This window comes from Chitinophaga sp. LS1, assembly GCF_034274695.1.
Taxonomy (GTDB): Bacteria; Bacteroidota; Bacteroidia; order Chitinophagales; family Chitinophagaceae; genus Chitinophaga.
On sequence record NZ_CP128362.1, the window covers coordinates 3,268,247 to 3,288,925 of the forward strand.

Here is a 20,679-nt window from a genome sequence, read left to right on the forward strand (position 1 = left end):
TTTTTTTCACTTAAAACTTATTGCTGAACCAAAAAATAAACGTAGCAACCATCTTTATTTAATTAAACTAAAACGATTTACTTATTAACCCTTGCACTGAACGGTGTTCGGGGCTGTATCATATGTCCATAAAAGAGTAATCAGATCACATACAAATTAGTTCCATGATGAAAAGAAACAACCATTTCATGCGTTGTACAGGATTGCTATTCCTGTTAACCATGCTGCACTTTCATACCCTGATGGCCCAGCAAAAAAAGGTCACAGGGCAGGTCTCAGGTAAGGAAGGCCCCCTCACAAATGTATCCGTGCAGATAAAGGGCACTACTATAGGTGCATACACAGATGACAAAGGACAGTTCACTATTTCAGTACCCAATTCCAGCGCTGTACTTGTAGTTCGCTATGTAGGCATGGAAACAAAAGAAGTACCTGTAGGCGATCAGACAAACCTGAATATTGTACTCACCTCATCTGCCAGTGATCTGAGCGAAGTGGTCGTAGTCGGTTATGGTACTACCAAACGGCAGGACCTCACAGGTAGTGTGGGTAGCGTGAACGCCGATGAGCTGATGGAAAGACCCTCTCTCACCCTGCAACAAGCCATGGCAGGTAAAGTAGCAGGTGTAAACGTCAATACCAACTCAGGTCGCCCCGGTGGCCGTACCAACGTACGTATCCGCGGTTTTGGTTCCATCAAGGCTACCAACGATCCGCTGTATGTAGTAGATGGTATCGTATATCCTGCTGATATCTCTACCATCAACCCAAATGATATCGAAAGCATGGACATCCTCAAAGATGCATCTGCTACCGCTATCTATGGTACCCGTGGTGCGAACGGTGTAATCATGATCACTACTAAAAAAGGTAGTAAAAAAGGTGGTCAGGTGAGCTACTCCGGTTATGTTAGCGCCGGTAAAATGGCACGTAAACAGGATGTGCTGAATTCAAAAGAATTCCTCGCTACTGAAGACCTGGCCTATGCCAACGCTGCTAAATACGATCCTACCGGTTTCGCAAATGGCGCATACAAAGATCCTAAAGTAAAACGTGCTCAATATATAGGTACACTCTTCGACGACAACCTCAATCCACTCTATGATGTAGACTGGCAGGATGCCGTAACCCGTACCGCTATCAGCCAGGGACATAACCTGTCTTTCACAGGCGGCGATGAAAAATCTACTTATGGTTTATTTCTTGGCTATAACGATGAACAGGGGGTGATTAAAAATTCTTATGCTAAAAGATATACTGCCCGCGCTACTATCGACCGTCAAATGAATGACTGGCTGAAAGTAGGTGGTAGCATCGGTTATGTGGTAAACAAGGAAAAAAGACAGGATGCAACCACTGGTGGTAACAACGTGACCCGCCAGATGATTGAAATGATTCCTATCGTTCCTTTCAAATATCCAGACGGTACTTACGGTAAAAGAGGCGATTATGAAGGCATGGAATCAGGCGATAACCCGCTCTCCCAGTTGTATGAAGACAACCGTCTGTATAATAACAACGTATTTAACGGTAACGCATATGCAAATATCCGGCTGTACAAGGACCTGACATTTACCAGTACCGTGGGTGCCAACGTGCGTGATGAGTACGATCCTTATTTCAACAGTACCTTGTCCAACCTGGCCAATGAATATGGTAAAAACTATGCGGAGATCACCTCTTACCGCTCTACTTTCTACCAGTGGGAAAACCACTTCTCGTACAATAAGACAATCGGTAAAGACCATCGCATCAGTGCAACCGCAGGTCAGGAAATACAGAAGTTAGACTACCTGAAATATGTGGTAGCTGTTCAAAGTCTGAGTGATGACTACTACGAATGGAATAACCTGGGCTCTGCCTCAACGGTGAACACACCATCGTCTGAAGCTTATACATGGGCAATGGCTTCCTTCTTTGCCAGAGCGAACTATGCATACAAAGATCGTTATCTGGTCACATTCACCGGTCGTTACGATGGTAGCTCCCGCTTTGGTGCAGACAATAAGTTTGCCTTCTTCCCATCTGCGGCAGTAGGCTGGCGTGTGTCTGAAGAACCTTTCCTGAAAGACAATCCAACTGTCAATAACCTGAAACTGCGTGCCAGCTATGGTCTGACCGGTAACTCTGAAATTGGTCAGTATAAGTCACTGGCAAACATGACTTCGAATACCCTGATCTTCAACGGTAGCCGTGCTGCCGGTACTGTGATTAGTACCATGGCAAACCCTGACCTGAAATGGGAAAAAACCAGACAGGTGGATGTGGGTTTTGACGTCTCCCTCTTCGATAGCCGGCTGAACATCGCTGCAGATTATTATAAAAAGAATACCAAAGACCTGTTGCTCGATGCGCCAGTACCTGCTTCCAGCGGTTATACTACACTGACCCGTAACATCGGTAGCCTGCAGAACTCCGGTTTTGAGTTCAGTGTGAATGCTGTGAACATCGATCGTAAGAATTTCTCCTGGAATACTACGCTCAACTTTTCCACACTGAAAAACAAAATCACTGCACTTGGAAGCAACAATGAAGATATTTACATGAACCCGAACTTCCTGGATTATACCAACATCCTGCGTGTGGGTAAATCTGTAAGTTCCTTCTATGGTTACGTACGTGAAGGTACCTGGGGTACAGCTGAAGAAACAGAAGCCACCAAGTATGGAGCCAAACCCGGTGACCTGAAGTTCAAAGACATGAACGACGATGGCCAGATCAACAGCCAGGACCGCACCATCATCGGTAAAGGTATTCCTGACTGGTATGGTACATTGTCCAACACTTTCCGCTACAAACAATTTGACTTCCTGCTGGAATTACAATATTCCTATGGTAATGATGTATTCAAACTCTCAGAACACTCTTCAGAAGACAGAACAGGTATTGCAAACAGCTTTGCCACCGTACTGAATGCATGGACACCTGAGCACCAGAATACACCTATTGCACAGATCAGGCCTACTGCTGCCGGTTACACCAGTAAACTGGATAACCACAAAGTGGAAAACGGCTCTTTTATCAGGGGCAAGAACATCAGCTTTGGTTATAACCTGGCAGCACCTACCTGTAAGCGCCTGGGGGTAAGCAATGCCCGTGTATATGTCGCTGCACAGAACTTCTTCCTGATTACCAAATACATAGGTTATGATCCGGAAACGACCACATGGGACGACACCTTTGCACAGGGCATGCAGTTCCATGACTATCCTAAAGCAAGAACTGTCATGCTTGGACTGAATGTAACTTTCTAATCACGGACCTTTTAAATGCACATTATGAACCGCAGTATAATAGTATTATTAAGCCTCTCCCTGATGGGAATGACAGGCTGTAGTAAATTCCTGGAAGAAAAGAATCCTTCATCTATTACAACGGATAATTATTATAAAAATGCCACCCAGGCACAATCAGCCGTGGATGGTGCTTACGAACAACTGAGAGTATTCCAGAACGGAGACGGCTATGGCGAAACACCATGGATCTCTATGGAAATGCTGGTAGGACATGCCAAAACACTGGGACAGAGTACCTACAACAGTAGCATGATCAAACACACCGCAGGTACCAGCGATCCTGTATTCATGTCTGTATGGAAAGGGTTTTACAATGGTATCTCCAATTGTAACGTGGCCATCCAGCACATCCCGGATGTAAGTATGGATGAGTCCCAGAAGAGCAACCTGATGGGACAATTATATTTCCTGCGTGCATTCTACTACTACCATCTGGTAAGATTGTATGGTGATGTTCCACTGGTACTGACAGCTGTAAGCGCCAACAGTCCTGATCTGTACCCAAGTCGTACCGCTGCTGCTGATGTATATGACCAGATCGTAAAAGACCTGCAGCTGGCAGAAGCCTCTTCTTTGCCAACGACTGACGTGACCGGCCGTGTATCTGTAATGGCAGTAAAATCTCTGCTGTCCAGCGTATACCTGACCATGGCAGGGTATCCATTGCAGAAAGGTAGTTCCTACTATCAGCTGGCTGCCGATAAAGCTGCCGAAGTAATAGATGGTGGTGGTTATGAACTGTTCACCAGTTATGCTTACCTGCATGACAGGGCACATAAAAACGGCAGTGAGTTCATCCTGCAGGTACAGTATTCCGGAAGTATTGTTTCTAACAATATTGCCCGTCTGATCATTCCTGAAAAGATCGGTATCTCTAAGTTCGGTGATGAATATGGTGCGCTCATGCCATACAACCAGTTTGTAAATTCATACGAAACCGGCGATAAACGTACAGAAGAAAAACAATTCTTCTTCACGAATTACAACGGCAGAGATTTCGGTGAATATGCACTGTATAAATACTGGCTGGAAGAAGCCGCGAATCCAACTACCGGCGATGCAAACTCAGATGAGAACTGGACACTGTTCCGTTTGCCAGAGATCATGCTGATCTATGCAGAAGCCAGCAATGAAGTAAGCGGCCCTACTGATAAAGCCTATACACAGATCAATGCGATCCGTGCAAGGGCAAATCTGGCGCCTCTGTCTGGTCTGAGCCAGGCTGATTTCCGCCAGCAGGTGTACAAAGAGCGTTATCATGAACTGGCCTTCGAAGACAAAGCATACTTCGATATACAACGTACACATATGATCTATGATCTGCCAAACAATGTATTTGTAGATGCGACCAGCGCTGCAAATATTCAGGGTGTAACTTTCACAACCAAGTATTACATCTGGCCACTGCCGCAGAATGAACTGGATGCGAATAAGAATCTGACACAAAATGAAGAATGGAAATAAGGTATTCTCTCAAAATACTTAAATAAAAAAACGTCCGCGAAAGCGGACGTTTTTTTTAAATAGGGTTCTTAAGGATAGGTGGGGTTGCGTTCATTTTATCTTTACTTTATCAATCCTTGTTTTTCTGCAGCTAACTGCGCGTTGATCTTCGTTACCATATCATCATAGTGTAACTTAGTCAGCTTGTCCAGTCCTGCATTTGCCGCTTGTTTTTTACACAAAGCTAATACGGTCATCAGGTTGTCTTTCACCATTGCTCTTTCATCTGATTTCTCAAAGTTGAAACCAAACGGCATGACCTGATCGCTGATATTACCTTCGCCCTGGTTTGCAAATACCTGCTGCATCAATCTGGCTACATATCCTTTTTGCAAAGCACGGCGGTACATATCTACATTCTTACCTGCATAAGCCTCTGTAAAGATGCCTTTGTTCAGGTCCCCTAACATTTCTGTCAGTGTATATACTTTTACATGCTTCTGTGCTGCATACACCTGCTCAGACCATAAGAGACGGCTGAAACGTGCACGGCCCAGTATAGCGTTCAGCATATCGCGCTGTGCATCGTTAATCTCAGTAGCAAAGTTCATTGTGGTTCTGTTCAGCAGCTCACTGTTCAACCAGGTTGGCGTTTCAAACAATTGCTTGTTGATAAATGCCATTGCTGCTTTCTGCTTTTCATATGGAGCTGGTTCTACGTTGCTGTTGCCTGCATCGCCCACCATATTTTCAGTCACGTATACGCTACCGATGTTTGCCACAGCATGACCTATGTACATGAAGAACTGGCTGTACAGGGTTTTGATCTGCTCCATTGGCTTATCAAAATCTTCCCCTTTCTCACCAGCCCAACTCAGTACACCCGGCATTAATCTTTTCAGATTTTTGATACCATATTCACCTGCTTTTACTGCATCGTCGCCGAGGTCTTCGTTCTGACAACGGGCATCTGTGAAGTTAACTTCGCTGCCGAAGTACAGGCGGTGGTTAGCAGCAAGGCTATCGCTCACCATTTTGGACAGGGCTGTTTTTTCTTCTTCAGCAGTTTTGTATTCCTTGTGCATATCATATCCCCATTGAATGGCCCAGAAATCGTAGTCATTTATACGTGGGAATAAACCTGCTTCACCAATATGATCTTCAGGCTGTGCTACGTAATTGAAACGTGCATAGTCCATGATAGAAGGTGTATGACCATGTGCTTCCACCCATGTTTTGTCGCGCAGTTTCTCAACAGGTACAGTGGAGCTTGAACCGAAGTTGTGCAGCAGACCCAGTGTGTGACCTACTTCATGAGAAGATACGAAACGGATGAGCTGACCCATCAGAGAATCTGGCAGTTCATTGTTCAGTGCACGCGGATCAACAGCACCACATTGTGCCATATACCAGCGTTGCAGGAGGCTCATTACGTTGTGATACCAGAAGATGTGGCTCTCGATGATCTCACCGCTACGAGGGTCAGATACGCTTGGACCCATTGCATTGGCAATCACAGATGGACGATAGATGATAGCAGAGTGAGTGGCATCGTCAATGCTCCAGGTGCTGTCTTCTTCTTTGGTAGGTGCAATGCGTGCATATACAGCATTTTTGAAACCGATCTTTTCAAAGGCTTTCTGCCAGTCGTTTACACCCTGCATCAGGTAAGGTACCCATTTCTTAGGGGTAGTAGGATCAATGTAGTATACGATTGGTTTAGCTGGTTCTACCAGTTCACCACGTTTGTATTTCTCTACATCTTCCGGTTTTGGTTCCAATCTCCAGCGTTTTACATAGATCTTTTCTTTTACACCCTGTGGATCTGCATCAAAGTCAATATGACCTACGGCGAAGTAACCTACACGGCCATCCATCGCTCTTGGTTTCATTGGCTTTTCAGGCAGCAGGACCATAGAAGAGTTCAGCTCTACGGTATAGGAAGAAGAGGTAGGGTTCAGACCCGCATTGTAAGTCTTTACGGTATGAACCTCTACATTGGAAGCAAATGCACGTACATAATCTACAAAGCTGCGGTCGTTTGCCTGTGCACCCATACCAGCTTTGTCTTTGAGCGCTTTTTTCTGGAAGTACAATACTTCGTTGTCGCTGTTTACAAAGTCTGTCGCATCGAATACAACACCGCTGGAATCAGGGGCGTAAGCAGCGATCGTAAAAGCCATGGCAATTGCCTGTACATTGTTCTTTTGTACGCTGGCGAACATTGCTTTGGTACTGTCATCACTATATTCTCTGAAAGAGATACGGCGGAGCAATAATTTTTTAGCAGGACCCAGTTCAAACCTGAACACAGTTTCACCAATCTGATCGCCTGAATAACCTGAGCTGCCATTGCGCATTTCGGCAGATGCTTTTGAAATACGGCTCACGATGAGAATGTCTCTACCCATCATTTTGTTAGGAACCTCGAAGAAGTACTTTTCATCTTTCTGGTGTACAGTAATAAAACCCTTGCTGGACTTCATATCAGCAGTGATCACATCCTTGTATGGTTTAACAGGTATGCTGGTGGGTTTCTTGGTTGTGTCAGCAGGTGTGGCGCCTTTCTGTGCGGTGGGCTGTTGTTTCTTCTTGTGTCTAAAGATCTGACCATGAACGGTGGTCACCGCCATAAGAGAAACTCCTATGGCGATGGCTATCGTTGAACGTTGGCTTTTTAGCATGATTTGTTTGAATTTTGTTATTTATTTCTAGTAACCATCATTCTGAATAAGGTTGGGATTTGCCTGTATCTGTGTAGAAGGAATAGGAAGCAGTGCAGCAGTAGATTTCCAGGAAGATTTCTCAGCACCCAGTACTGCATCAATAGTACCTGTACGTTTCAGATCGTACCAGCGGTTGCCCCACTCGAATGCCATTTCAACCTGGCGTTCGTGGTAGATGGCAGTCAGCAGATCTTCGTCAGTACCAGCGTAGCCAGCGAGACCCGCTCTTGATCTTACGATATTCAGATTCGTAATCGCATCTGAGGTATTGCCCAGGTGTGCCTGCGCTTCTGCCAGTACCAGGTACATATCAGCGAGGCGGAACATTACATATGCTTCCCTGTTAGCTGCATCATATGTCCTGTTCTTGTATTTTGTCGGGTAATTATATGTGGTTCCATATAATGTAGTTTGCGTGATCCAGGTGGCCTTACGGAGGTCATTTGCTTCAAATGCATTCACCAGGATAGGATTTACCTGGTAAGCTGGAGCTGAGTAGATAGAAGATGGCAGTAAGGTATAACCTTCACCCGTCTGAAAGTTAGAAGTACTCACAATGCTACCGGGCAGGTTCCAGATGACTTCATTGCTGGACTGATAAAATACAGTGGATGGCGTGGATGCCATTGCATAAAGACCGGAGGCTAAGATCTGATTTACCATCTGCGCTGCACTATCCCATTGCTGGCGGTATAAGAATACCTTGGCAGAAAGTGCCATCGCTGTGTACAGGTTTGGACGGTATTTGGTGCCGGAAGTAGACGGATATTTTGCCTTGAGCAGGGAACGGGCTTCTGCCAGATCTGCCTGGATCAGTTTATACACTTCATCTACAGTTACTCTTGGTTGGGTAGCGGTCACGTTATAATCGGTAACGGTGACCAAAGGTACACCACCAAACAGGTTTACCATCTGGAAGTAATAAAAGGCACGGTCAAATTTCATCTCAGCTACGAGTGCACGTTTAAGTGAGTCACTGATAGCAGAAGTACCGCTAATGCCAGCTATACAGCTGTTCATCTGGTAAATATTGGTGTATGCTGAATTCCACAAAGTGGATGCAGTTCCATCGTCTGCCAGGTAGGCGTTGTTTACATAAGTAGAACTATAGGCATATATCAGTTCATCGGCAGCCTGGCCTCCATTTACAGTCACTATAGTAGCGCCAATAGAACCACCGGAAGCATTTGCTTTAAAGTTGGAATAGACACCAGCTACAGCAGACATGATATCTGCACTGTCACTAAAAACGGTGCCTTCTGTAATCTGATCAATTGGATGAGCAGGAATATCAACCAGCTTGTTACAGGACATTGCGAACAGGGCTGCCGCCGCAATTATATATATAGAACGATTCTTCTTCATGATAGATACATTTTAAACAATTAGAACTCCAGGTTGAAACCACCAGTTACGATCAGCTGCATAGGCACTGTATAAAGCGTACCTGGCATTTCAGGATCACCAAACTTATAGTTGGTAATAGTGAACAGGTTCTGTGCAGTGACATTGAATGAACAACCCTGGATACCCATTTTTTTCACAGTAGCTGCAGGCAGTGAATAGGACAGCATGAGGCTTTTCAGACGCAGGTAAGTATTGTTACTATACACTGCATCAGAGCTGGTGAAGTAACTACCGTAACGTTGTGCCAGTTGTCCGTTTTTGGCAGCACCATAATAACCTGTGGTCAGGCGCTGTAATTGTGCATGATCACCAGGTTTGGTCCAGAACATATCCTGCATAAATGCAGGCAGATTGATCTGGCCGCCAGGTAACGGAGATGCATAATTAATACCTGCCAGGTAGTTTTTGGCCATCGCCCTGGAGAATTTGAAGAACAGGCTCAGGTTCCAGTTCTTATAGGAGAAAGTGTTGTTCAGACCACCATAGAAATCAGTCTGTGCATTGGCAATTGCCTGCATATCTCCACCCTTGGCGATATTGGTAGTAGCTGGTGCAGAAGTAATGGTGCCATTCGCCTTATAATATTGGAATACACCGGTTGTGTCGTTCACACCTGCATATTTGAATCCATATATCATGGAAGTAGATTTCCCAACTGCATAGGTAGCTGCATAAGCAGATGTTGCTAAACCAGGGAAGGAAATCAGTTTATTCCTGTTGCCGGAGATATTGAAAGATGTAGTCCATCTGAAATCTTTTGTGGTGATATTGCGGGTCGTAATGGACAATTCGAGACCTGCATCCTGCAGCACAGCATCCATATTTTTCACTACACTGTTGAAACCAGTTTGTGTAGGCAGTGTATAACCTGTAAGCTGGTTACCGGTTCTGCTACGGTAATAAGCCAGGTTCAACAGGATCTTATCATCAATAAAGCCGAGGTCCAGTCCCAGGTTAATGGAATGTTTGGAAGCCCAGCTATAATCCGGATTGTAAAGATTGCTGGCTGTGTAAGGACGGGTACCGTCAAAGGTCTGCGTAGATGTTGTGGACGCTACTTTCCAGTATGGCTGATATTTATAGGGGGCTACACCGTCGGAACCATTGGTACCATAGTTACCGGAGATCTTTACAAAGCTAAGCACAGGTTTGAATGATTCCATGAATCGTTCTTCGGAGATGATCCAACCGATACCTACTGCACCAAAGTTACCAAAACGGCGGCCAGGTCCAAAATTGCTGGAACCATCGCGACGACCGGTCAGGTTGATGATGTACTTTTCCTTATAGACATAGTTAACACGGCCAAACCCTGCTACATATTTGGAGATATCAGCGCCATCTGATACACTGATACCAGTTGCCGCCATGATGGTTCCTAATAATCCATCGTCTGTGTAACCAGTACCCAGCTGCTGATTAAAACTGGATGTTACTTTTCTGTAGGTACCGCCTGCCAATATTGTTAGTTCACCATCTCCGATGGTCTTTCTGTAATCGACCTGTGGCTCCAGGTTGATCGTCTGGTCATTACTCTGGCCAAAGTTGGCACTGGCAGTTGTACCATTACCCGGTTTCACGGCCGCAAGCGGGGTGGCGCTATATTGTTTGGTCATGTTCATAGCCCAGCCTGCATTTGCAGCAATGTTCAATCCTGGAATTATTTCGTAAGTTAAACGGAGGTAATTATTAAACAGGTAGCTGTTGATATTGTATGGCTTTTTTTGCTCCGCCAGCAACTGATCAGAACTTACATCCTGCCCTTTGTATGTCCAAACCAGGTTACCTTTTGCATCCAGCATATCCGGATGGTCAGGTACAGTCATCATGGCTTTACCCAGGGTGGTGCTGCCTGAAGAATTATTGGTTTCGTAAGACACATCACTGCCAAAATCAGCCCTGATCTTGTTATTTGAAGAATGTGTGCTCAATGCACTATGCAGCGTGTAGCGCTTATCTGAAAAATCGCCCGGCATATTATAAGACTGTCTGGTATAACCGGCAGACACCATATAGGTGCTATTCGCAGCGCCTCCTGACATGCTCAGGTGTGCATCTGTACTGTTAGCTGTACCACCATAATATTTCTTAACAAAATCAGTATACATGGTAGTATCATATACAAACAGGTCTTTGAAATAACTCTGATCTGTAGGGAAGGTCGTAATACTATCCATGGTGATTGCCTGATGACGCATACGCAGATATTGCTTTGTATCCATCATATCCAGTCCGCGGGAAATCTTGCTGGGACCAGTTACCACACTTACATTCACCCTGTTTCTGCCTGGCTTCCCTTTTTTGGTCGTGATCACCACTACACCATTCGCACCCTGTGAACCATAGATAGAAGTAGCATCTGCATCTTTCAGCACACTGATACTTTCGATATCAGAAGGGTTCACGCCATTCAATGCACTGAAACCACTGGCGCCACCGCCGGAGTTGAAGCTGTTCAGCAACATCGAGATGTCATTGTTCTGTGTAGGCAATGGAATTCCATCTACGATGATGAGGGGTTGATCGTATGCAATTGCAGAAGCAGAGCTGGACAGTGTATTCTGCCCTCTGGACTGGAACGTTTGTCTTGCACCCGGAACACCGCTAAATACATTTACTTCCAGACCTGGTACACGACCATTGAGGGCATTGGTAATGTTGGTAGCACCTGAACTTTTGATATCAGCCGAATTCAGGGTCGCCACATTACCCACGTTAAAACGTCTGGTATTGGTACCGTAAGCGATCACCTGCACTTCATCCAGCGGGTTGTTGGAGCGTAACAGCCTGATCATGTAGACTCTTGAACTACCTTCTTTTACAGGTACTTCTTTCGTGACATAACCTGTAAAGGAGACGATCAGGGTTTGTTTGTCATCAACATTTTTGAGAATAAACATACCACTACCGTCAGTAATCACCACTTCCTTGGTTCCTTTCACACGGACAGTGGCGCCAATCAGCGGATTTCCCAGGGAATCGGCCACACGGCCATGCAGATCTTCCGGCGGCGCTGGCACAGATGTAAAATCCGGTGTGGCCATCTTATCTTTCAGCACTACTGTTTTGTTCACAATAGAAAAGGTAAGCGGCTGATTGAGCAATGCCTGCTTTAAAGCTTCCTCAAGCGGCATGGATTTCAGGTCTACGGTCACAGGAATACCTGTGCGGACCATCGCATCATTGTAAAAGAAATTGTACCCTGTTTGCTTCTTAAATTCTTTAAATACCAGCTCCAGGGAAGCGTTTCGAACATTCAATGACACATTCTGTGCATAAGTGCTGGCCTTAACCTGTAAACAAGCGACCAATACAAATACGACTGTGAATTTCATAATCAACAGAAGTTTGGTTGATGACAGACACGGCAATGTTTTGCCGTTTGCATTTAACAGCATAGATTTGGCTGGATTTGAGTCATCCCGGATGGACTCCGTTCAGACGGTAATAAAATAAGTTAGTCTGGCTTGACTATTTATGATAAGTGACTCAGATTTTTCGCGCCCCGAACCCCCATTCGGGGCGTTTTCGTATCTAGTCACATGATCCTGGTATAGGTGGTGTATGATTTTAATTTAGTACAGTAAGCCGTCTGCCTTCTAACCGGAAGTGGACCCGGCTCATTTGTAAAATTTGTAATAGCTCAGTCAGCGTAGCCGTACGCGGTATCTCTCCTGTGAAGGTGTCGGCAGGTACCTTGCCTGCATACACAACATCTATATCATACCAGCGGGCGGCATCGCGCAGCACCTGTGCGATACTGTTGTTCTGATAAGCGAAAAGCCCTTCTTTCCACGCTACTACATCATCAGTAGATGGTGTACTTACATAGATCTTTTGGCCGTCAGCATAGGTAGCCTGTTGTCCGGGCACAATCCGGAGGCCCTGTTGCTGATGATCTACCTGTACGCTACCTTGTAATAGCGTTACTCTCGTGTCTGCTTCATCTTCATAAGCTTTGATATTAAAATGTGTACCCAGCACAGTAACAAGACTGCTATCTCTTTGGTTGGTTTTAATATTTACTGAAAAAGGAATTTTGTGGTCACCTGCTGCCGCTACTTCAAAGTAGGCCTCCCCTGATACAGTCACTTTCCTTTCGCGGCCTGAAAAGGCTACAGGGTAGGTGAGAGAAGTGCCTGCATTGAGCCATACCCGGCTTCCATCAGATAACGTGATCGAAGTCACCTGACTTCCTTTTGGATTCGTAAGCGTATTGAGTAAAATTTCGTCGTGTTGTCCCTGTGGTTGGTAAACAATCTCTCCGTTGGCAAGTCTGACTACTTTGGTTTGACCCTGCATGACCAGTTGATGAGCGGAGATACTGTCTGCCGGTACCTGTTGTCCATTAGATAATGTGATGGTGGCCTTGTGTGTGACAGGGGCTTTAATATCTGATACGCTGGCAATTGGTTCCTTTGTGGCGGAAGGAGTACCTGTAAATTTGTAAATGCTGATTCCAATTAATAGCGCAGCTGCGGCTGCTACAGCCGCAGCGCGCCATTTTCGGATAAATAGAACTCTAATTGGCTGTTTCCGTTGTAAAATGTTGTCAAGAATGACTCTTGAGGAATAGTCGGATAGGTTATGAACTGGCTGGTTATATTGTAGCCACGCAGCTTCCAGTACAGCTTTTAGCTGCGGATCGTCCACGCTTTCGATGAGCGTGAATAGCTCTTTTTTCTCCTGCCAGGTGCAGGTGTTGGATGTTAATTTCTCCAATAATGCTGTGATCCTGTCTATCGACATGTGGCTGATTTTATTAAAAAATGTTCGTCCCTTACGTATAAGACAAACAACTGAAACTTTCGGTCTAGTCGATCCGAAAAAAAATTTAAAATATTTTTAAAGAGGGAGTTCTAAGGAACAATGTTTATTTCATCTTCTCTGCTAATATGATGTACAGATAAATAATGCTGATAATATGTGAAGACTCCAGGTACGTTCTGATCTTTTTGAGCGCCTGCACCATATGATTGCGGACCGTGGCGGCAGAGATGCCCATTTCAGCCGCAATTTCTTCATACTTGAGTCCGTGTTCACGGCTGAGCATAAACACCTTATATTGCTGTTGCGGCAGGGTTGCCAGCGCTTTGGCCAGTACTTCCTGCACTTCTTTCTCCGACATGGCCTGTGCGGTGCCGTTTTCATCGATGGTATACAATTGTAGCTCATCGAGGATCCTGATTTCCCGGCTTTGCCTGCGCATCAGGTTAATAGCCTGATTGGCAGCCATGCGGAACAAATAGGCGTTGAAATTATCGATTTCACCCAGCTGAGCACGGCGTGTCCATAGCTTCATAAAGACGTCCTGTAGTACGTCTTCTGCCGCTGTAGGGGAGTTGCCAAGGTGTAGGAGGAATGAATATAGTTTATCCTTGTACTTATGGAAAAGCGCCTCGAAGGCTACTTCATCATTGCCTGCCAACTTATTCACTAGTGCTATGTCATCCGGGTGGTGCATCGACGATAAAATTACATAAAAGACGCTATTTATTTCCGGTAACGATTGCGTAAATAAACCTTCGGTAAATAAGCGGATTTTTATAGCTTCCGCCTGCTATAAATTCCTGTTATGAAGCACCTTGTTTATTTATGCCTGCTATTTGTTACGTTTTCCAGCTCCGCCCAGGAGAAAAAACTGTTAGTCGTAGCCCACGATGGGAGCGGAGATTTCTCCAATATCCAGGATGCGGTGAATGCCGTACGGGACTTTCAGTATTGGAGAGTGACCATTTTTATAAAGAAAGGAACTTATCATGAGAAACTGGTCATCCCTTCCTGGAAGACGGGGATTACGCTGATCGGTGAATCCCGGGATAGTACCATTATTACCAATAGTGATTTTTCAGGGAAACCATATCCCGGTGGTAAAGATATAAATGGAAGGGACAAGTACAGCACATTTACATCTTATACCGTTTTGGTACAGGGGAATGATGTGATCCTCCGGAATTTAACAATTGTAAATGCAGCTGGCCAGGTAGGACAGGGAGTCGCACTCCATGTGGAAGGAGACAGGTGTATATTCCGGAATTGTAAATTGCTGGGCAACCAGGATACACTGTATGCCGGAAAAGAAGATAGCCGGCAGTTTTATGATAGTTGTTATATAGAAGGCACTACAGATTTCATATTTGGAGCGGCCACGGTGGTGTTTAAGGATTGCACCATTTTCAGTATCAGGAATTCCTATGTCACAGCTGCCTCTACGACCGCCAACCAGCCCTATGGTTTTGTATTCATGCATTGTAACCTGATCGCTGCAGATACGGCTACGAAAGTGTATCTGGGGCGGCCATGGCGACCTTATGCCGCTACATTGTTTATGGAGTGCACATTGGGTAAACATATCCTGCCTGTGGGCTGGCATAACTGGGATAAGACAGAGAATGAACAGACCGCCAGATACAGGGAGTATAACAATAATGGCCCGGGAGCCGGCACCAGCCAACGTGTGAGCTGGTCTAAGCAATTGAGTAAGCCGGAGGCGAAAGCGATTACAATCACTAAAATTCTGAATGCGTGGGATCCAACCGTACGACTTTAGTTATAATTTTTTTATTAGGAATGCAAGGCCTGTTTGCGCAAAGCCCCTTGCAGCGTTATGTACACCAGTTCAATACTGTAGACAGTGAAACCGTGCAGAACTATGTGAATAATGCACAGGCTTATGAATGGTTGAATAAAAACATTCCTTTGCTGGAATGTCCGGATAGCATTATTGAAAAGACCTATTACTACCGCTGGTGGACATTTAGAAAACACCTGAAAGAGACGCCGGATGGGTTCATATTTACTGAATTTATCTTACCGGTAAAACATGCAGGCAGGTACAATGCGCTGAGTTGTGCTTTAGGACATCACATCAATGAAGGCCGATGGCTGAGAGATACTCAGTACATCAACCAGGATATCCGCTATTGGTTTATAGCAGATGCACAGCAAAAGGCGCCGAAGTTTCACCAGTTTAGTAGTTGGGCGGAATGGGCAGTGTATGAAAACATCAAAGTAAGCGGAGACCCTGCATTGGCAATAGATCTGCTCCCATATATGGATGCGGATTATCATTTATGGGAAAAGGAAAGGCGCCTTCCTGATGGACTCTTCTGGCAGTTTGATGTAAAAGATGGTATGGAAGAATCTATCAGTGGTAGCAGGAAAGAGAAAAATATCCGCCCTACCATTAACAGCTACATGTATGGCAATGCGGTGGCGATGGCGGCTATGGCAAAGCTGGCACACAATGACACGCTGTTTAAAAAATACGTAGCTGATGCAGCAAAAATAAAATCATTGATACAAGATAGTATGTGGGATAGCAAAGCTGATTTTTTTAAAGTCCGCCTGGCAAAAGGAGGATTGTCAGATGCGCGTGAAGAAATCGGTTTTATCCCCTGGTATTTTAATTTGCCCGACGATCAGGCATTCTATGCCCGTGCTTGGCAGCAATTGATCGATACAACCGGTTTTAATGCACCCTGGGGTATTACAACAGCAGAGAGAAGACATCCTGCTTTTCGTAGTCATGGTACGGGTGGCTGTGAATGGGATGGCGCGTTGTGGCCGTTTGCCACTACTCAGACCTTGAAAGCCTTATCCAATCTGCTCCGTGATTATCATTATAAAGGCGGCATGACGCCCGCTATTTACTATGAGATGCTAAGGACCTATGCCCGTTCTCATCAGAAAAACGGACAGCCTTACCTGGGAGAGTACCAGGATGAAAAGAACGGATATTGGTTAAAGGGAGATAATCCCCGTAGTAGTTATTACAATCATTCCGGTTTCTGTGATCTCGTCATTAATGACCTGATAGGTATCCGGCCATCATTAGATAATAAAGTAACCATCGATCCGATGGTGCCATGGAAATGGTTTCAGCTATCCAATATTCCTTATCATGGTCACCTGATCACAATCAACTGGAATTACAAAAGCAAAGGATTCATCATATTTGTAGATAATGTAGAAAAATACAGGGGCAAAAAGCTGAAATCCGTAATGCTGGCACTCTAAGCCGGCCGCAGGCCTACGCCCGGAACGGGGCACTTCTGCGAAGGCGGAAGTGCCCCGTTCTGCAATTACCTAACTTTTATCATGATAAGACCAATCGCATTTTTGTATCTTCGCCACTCTGATACGAACAAAAAACACACATGTTATGAACAGCCGTAAACGAATCCTTACCGGCTTGCTGGCGTTAAGCATAGCAGGCGGTACAACAACTGCACAGACTAAGACAAATCAGAATGGTAAACAGGCGTTTATTAATAACCTGATCAAAAAAATGACGCTGGAGGAGAAAATCGGGCAATTAAACCTTCTCACCAGCGAAATGGACGTAACCGGCCCGTTTATGAATGCGGGATATAAAAAAGACATCGAAGACGGCCGCTGTGGCTCCATCTTCAATGCGTACACTCCTCAGTACACCCGCCAGTTACAGGACATGGCAATGAAAACCCGTCTTAAGATTCCTTTATTATTTGGATATGACGTAATTCATGGTCACAAGACCATCTTCCCTATTCCATTGGGAGAAGCCTGTACCTGGGATATGGCCCTCATGGAAAAGAGCGCCCGCATTGCTGCTGTAGAAGCCAGCGCGGACGGTCTGCAATGGACCTATTCTCCAATGGTGGACATTGCACGTGACCCCCGCTGGGGACGTGTAGCCGAAGGAGTAGGTGAAGACACCTGGTACGGCGTACAGGTAGCCAAAGCAAAAGTAAAAGGCTATCAGGGTACCGACCTCTCTCTGAACAACACCATTCTGGCCTGTGTAAAACACTTTGCCCTCTATGGTGCTGTGGAAGCCGGTCGTGACTACAACACTGTAGACATGAGCCGCCAGAAAATGTACGAGTACTACCTGCCTCCTTACAAAGCTGCTGTAGATGCAGGTGTAGCGACTGTGATGACTTCCTTCAACGAAGTAGATGGTATCCCTGCTACTGGCAACAAATGGCTGATGACCGACCTGCTGCGCAGGCAATGGGGCTTCAAAGGCTTTGTCGTGACAGACTACACGGCTATTAATGAAATGATGGCACATGGTGTAGGTGATGAATACAAGGTAGGCGAACTGGCACTGAATGCCGGTGTAGACATGGATATGCAGGGTAGCGTATATACCAGGCAGCTGGCAAAGCTGGTGGCCGATAAAAAGATCACCATGGCACAGGTTGATACCTGCGTATACCGTATTCTCTCTGCTAAATATGATCTGGGCCTCTTCAAAGACCCCTATTTATATTGCGACAACGAAAGACCTGCCAAAGAGATCCTGACGCCTGAAAACCGTGCTACCGCCCGCGAAATCGGCGCCCGCTCTATCGTGCTCCTGAAAAACCAGCAGGAACTGCTGCCACTGAAGAAAGGGGCGAAAATTGCCCTGATCGGCCCGCTGGCAGACAGCAAACGTGATATGATCGGTAACTGGTCCGCAGCTGGTGATTATACCAAATCAATCACCCTGCTGGAAGGTATCAAACAGAAACTCGGAGGTGCAGGTAATGTCACTTACCTGCGTGGAGCACACTATACAAACGATACCACGCTGCTGAAAAGAGCATTGCAGAAAGCTGTGCTGACAGCCGAAGATACAGCCAACAGCGCAGGTATGCTGGCTGAAGCTGTTGCCCTGGCACAGCAATCAGACATCGTGGTACTGGCTCTGGGTGAATCATATGGTATGAGTGGTGAAGCTGCCAGCCGTTCTAACATCAGCATTCCTGAAAACCAGGAAAAACTGCTGAGAGCTGTATATGCTACCGGCAAACCAGTAGTTCTGGTGCTGATGAATGGCCGTCCGCTGACCCTGGAATGGGAAGACGCCCACATCCCTGCTATCGTGGAAACATGGTTCCTGGGTACCGAAGCTGGTAACTCCATTGCCGACGTACTGTTTGGCGATTACAACCCAGCCGGTAAACTGACTATGACCTTCCCCCGCAGTGTAGGTCAGATCCCTATCTACTACAATCATAAGAATACCGGTCGTCCGGAGGATCCAGCCAATAAATATTCCAGCAAATACCTGGATATCACCAATGAACCGCTGTATCCATTTGGTTATGGTCTGAGCTATACCAAATTTACCTACGGTCCTGTACAGCTGGATAAAAACCAGCTGAAGCAGTCAGCAACCGGCAATGTGAAAGTAAGTGTAGCAGTGACCAACAGTGGTAATTATGATGGGGAAGAGGTAGTACAGCTGTACATTCGTGACAAAGTAGCAAGCGTAACCCGCCCGGTAAAGGAGCTGAAAAACTTCAAAAAGATCTTCCTGAAGAAAGGAGAGACCCGGACAGTGACCTTTGAACTGAGCGTAAATGATCTGAAATTCTATAATAAAGACCTGAAATATGTGTCTGAACCAGGTGATTTCTCCGTATTTGTGGGTGGAAACAGCCGCGATACACAGTCTGCAGACTTCGCATTAGTACCTTAATACAATATTGACAGGTATAATTGAAAGGGCTTGCCATACCGGCTAGCCCTTTTTTTATTCGGGGCTTCTATAGCACTTCCTTAGGTTTTTCCCGGAGGTAAGCCGCCCATAAGCCGCCTATATCCCGCCCATAAGCCGTACATAACCCGCATCTATATAGAGGCGGGTTATGTACGGCTTATGGGCGGCTTAAGTATGGTTTATGTACGGGAAAAGGTCGGGTTACCCATATGGTTGCCTTATCTTTGACCTTATCTTTGAAATGATTCAATAACAGCCTTAAAATTTTAATTTTATTTTAAAAAATACTTCCTAACTTTGCCCCGTTATAAATTCAAACATGAACGCAAACGTACATACACATCATCACCATCATTTCTTACCACGCAGGTAGGCTGGGATGACTATATGTACTATCAAGATATTAGAACATCATCAGGGGCTTACCAAACGGTAAGCCCCTTTTTTGTTTTCACGGAACATTAACAAGAACATGAAACTGAGAATTGCCATTCAGAAATCAGGACGTTTACACGACGATTCCATTAAGCTGTTGAAAGAATGCGGTATCGACATCAATAATGGTGTTAATAAGCTGAAAACAGAAGCCAGTAACTTCCCGCTGGAAGTATTCTTCCTGCGCGATGATGATATTCCGCAATACGTGGAAGATGGCGTAGCAGACCTGGGTATCGTTGGCGAAAATGTGGTACTGGAAAAGAACCGCCCTGTAACAACAGTTGAGAAACTGGGTTTTGGCAAATGCCGCCTCTCCCTCGCTGTTTCCAAATCAGTGGAATACAATGGCGTAAAAGACATGGACAAGCTGCGCATCGCGACCAGCTACCCGGTGATCCTCGAAAAGTTCCTGCAGGAACATGGCCTGACTGCAGATATTCATGAAATCAGTGGTTCCGTGGAAATCGCTCCCGGCATTGGTCTGGCAGACGCTATCTGTGACCTGGTAAGCAGTGGTTCCACCCTGTTTATGAACGGTCTGAAAGAAGTAGAAGTGATCCTGAAATCTGAGGCAGTACTGATCTCTAACGGTAGTCTCGCTCCGGAGCAGCAAGCTATTCTCCGCAAGCTGCAATTCCGCATCCAGGCAGTGAAGAAAGCGAAGAACACCAAGTACATTTTGCTGAATGCACCAAATGATAAACTGAAGGAAATCATCGCCCTGTTGCCAGGTATGAAGAGTCCCACCGTATTGCCACTGGCAGAAGAGGGTTGGAGTTCCGTACACTCAGTGCTGAATGAAAATGAATTCTGGGATATCATTGAAAGCCTGAAAGAAGCAGGTGCACAGGGTATACTGGTAGTTCCAATTGAAAAGATGATCATTTAATAT

At 45.5% G+C, this 20,679-nt stretch carries 11 protein-coding genes; 6 read left to right on the plus strand and 5 right to left on the minus strand.

Going from position 1 to position 20,679, the window contains the following annotated elements; translation table 11 throughout:
- The first annotated feature begins 164 nt into the window (after positions 1–164).
- Together QQL36_RS13650 and QQL36_RS13655 are read left to right on the plus strand one after the other, a co-directional pair.
- Positions 165–3,254, plus strand: a complete 3,090-nt coding sequence (locus tag QQL36_RS13650; protein ID WP_321570018.1) for a TonB-dependent receptor — start codon at positions 165–167, stop codon at positions 3,252–3,254.
- Between the two features lie 24 nt (positions 3,255–3,278).
- Positions 3,279–4,760, plus strand: a complete 1,482-nt coding sequence (locus tag QQL36_RS13655; protein WP_083721425.1) for a RagB/SusD family nutrient uptake outer membrane protein — start codon at positions 3,279–3,281, stop codon at positions 4,758–4,760.
- Positions 4,761–4,861: 101 nt separating this feature from the next.
- Here the strand turns inward: QQL36_RS13655 and QQL36_RS13660 are convergent, their stop codons facing one another.
- The 5 genes from QQL36_RS13660 to QQL36_RS13680 form a co-directional block, all read right to left on the minus strand.
- Positions 4,862–7,423 carry a zinc-dependent metalloprotease gene (locus QQL36_RS13660; RefSeq protein ID WP_321570019.1) on the minus strand — a complete coding sequence of 854 codons (2,562 nt, stop codon included), beginning with the start codon at positions 7,421–7,423 and terminating at the stop codon, positions 4,862–4,864.
- Positions 7,424–7,450: 27 nt separating this feature from the next.
- Positions 7,451–8,830: a RagB/SusD family nutrient uptake outer membrane protein gene (locus QQL36_RS13665; protein ID WP_321570020.1), complete on the minus strand. Its 1,380-nt coding sequence runs from the start codon at positions 8,828–8,830 to the stop codon at positions 7,451–7,453.
- Between the two features lie 20 nt (positions 8,831–8,850).
- Positions 8,851–12,207: a SusC/RagA family TonB-linked outer membrane protein gene (locus tag QQL36_RS13670; RefSeq protein ID WP_321570021.1), complete on the minus strand. Its 3,357-nt coding sequence runs from the start codon at positions 12,205–12,207 to the stop codon at positions 8,851–8,853.
- 235 nt (positions 12,208–12,442) lie between these two features.
- Positions 12,443–13,621 carry a FecR family protein gene (locus QQL36_RS13675; RefSeq protein ID WP_321570022.1) on the minus strand — a complete coding sequence of 393 codons (1,179 nt, stop codon included), beginning with the start codon at positions 13,619–13,621 and terminating at the stop codon, positions 12,443–12,445.
- A 124-nt stretch (positions 13,622–13,745) separates the two neighbouring features.
- Positions 13,746–14,336, minus strand: coding sequence for an RNA polymerase sigma factor (locus QQL36_RS13680; protein WP_083721310.1), 591 nt, complete (start codon positions 14,334–14,336; stop codon positions 13,746–13,748).
- A gap of 111 nt (positions 14,337–14,447) precedes the next feature.
- On the opposite strand from QQL36_RS13680, the gene QQL36_RS13685 reads away from it, so the two are divergent.
- The 4 genes from QQL36_RS13685 (at position 14,448) to hisG (ending at position 20,676) form a co-directional block, all read left to right on the plus strand.
- On the plus strand, positions 14,448–15,422 hold the full coding sequence (locus QQL36_RS13685; protein WP_321570023.1) for a pectinesterase family protein: 975 nt from the start codon (positions 14,448–14,450) through the stop codon (positions 15,420–15,422).
- A gap of 20 nt (positions 15,423–15,442) precedes the next feature.
- A complete protein-coding gene (locus QQL36_RS13690) occupies positions 15,443–16,891 on the plus strand; it encodes an MGH1-like glycoside hydrolase domain-containing protein (RefSeq protein WP_321570024.1) in 1,449 nt (482 codons plus the stop codon).
- 145 nt (positions 16,892–17,036) lie between these two features.
- Positions 17,037–19,328 (plus strand): beta-glucosidase BglX, encoded by a 2,292-nt coding sequence (bglX, locus tag QQL36_RS13695; RefSeq protein ID WP_083721313.1) that lies wholly within the window; start codon positions 17,037–17,039, stop codon positions 19,326–19,328.
- Positions 19,329–19,821: 493 nt separating this feature from the next.
- Positions 19,822–20,676, plus strand: coding sequence for an ATP phosphoribosyltransferase (hisG, locus tag QQL36_RS13700; RefSeq protein WP_321570025.1), 855 nt, complete (start codon positions 19,822–19,824; stop codon positions 20,674–20,676).
- Positions 20,677–20,679: the final 3 nt, after the last annotated feature.

Bases quoted from the DNA above. Each gene is read 5' to 3' on its own strand.
- QQL36_RS13655 (WP_083721425.1), top strand. From the start codon at position 3,279: ATGAACCGCAGTATAATAGTATTATTAAGCCTCTCCCTGATGGGAATG.
- QQL36_RS13690 (WP_321570024.1), top strand. From the start codon at position 15,443: ATGCAAGGCCTGTTTGCGCAAAGCCCCTTGCAGCGTTATGTACACCAG.
- QQL36_RS13665 (WP_321570020.1), bottom strand. From the start codon at position 8,830: ATGAAGAAGAATCGTTCTATATATATAATTGCGGCGGCAGCCCTGTTC.
- hisG (WP_321570025.1), top strand. From the start codon at position 19,822: ATGAAACTGAGAATTGCCATTCAGAAATCAGGACGTTTACACGACGAT.
- QQL36_RS13670 (WP_321570021.1), bottom strand. From the start codon at position 12,207: ATGAAATTCACAGTCGTATTTGTATTGGTCGCTTGTTTACAGGTTAAG.
- QQL36_RS13660 (WP_321570019.1), bottom strand. From the start codon at position 7,423: ATGCTAAAAAGCCAACGTTCAACGATAGCCATCGCCATAGGAGTTTCT.
- QQL36_RS13650 (WP_321570018.1), top strand. From the start codon at position 165: ATGATGAAAAGAAACAACCATTTCATGCGTTGTACAGGATTGCTATTC.
- QQL36_RS13675 (WP_321570022.1), bottom strand. From the start codon at position 13,621: ATGTCGATAGACAGGATCACAGCATTATTGGAGAAATTAACATCCAAC.
- QQL36_RS13680 (WP_083721310.1), bottom strand. From the start codon at position 14,336: ATGCACCACCCGGATGACATAGCACTAGTGAATAAGTTGGCAGGCAAT.
- bglX (WP_083721313.1), top strand. From the start codon at position 17,037: ATGAACAGCCGTAAACGAATCCTTACCGGCTTGCTGGCGTTAAGCATA.
- QQL36_RS13685 (WP_321570023.1), top strand. From the start codon at position 14,448: ATGAAGCACCTTGTTTATTTATGCCTGCTATTTGTTACGTTTTCCAGC.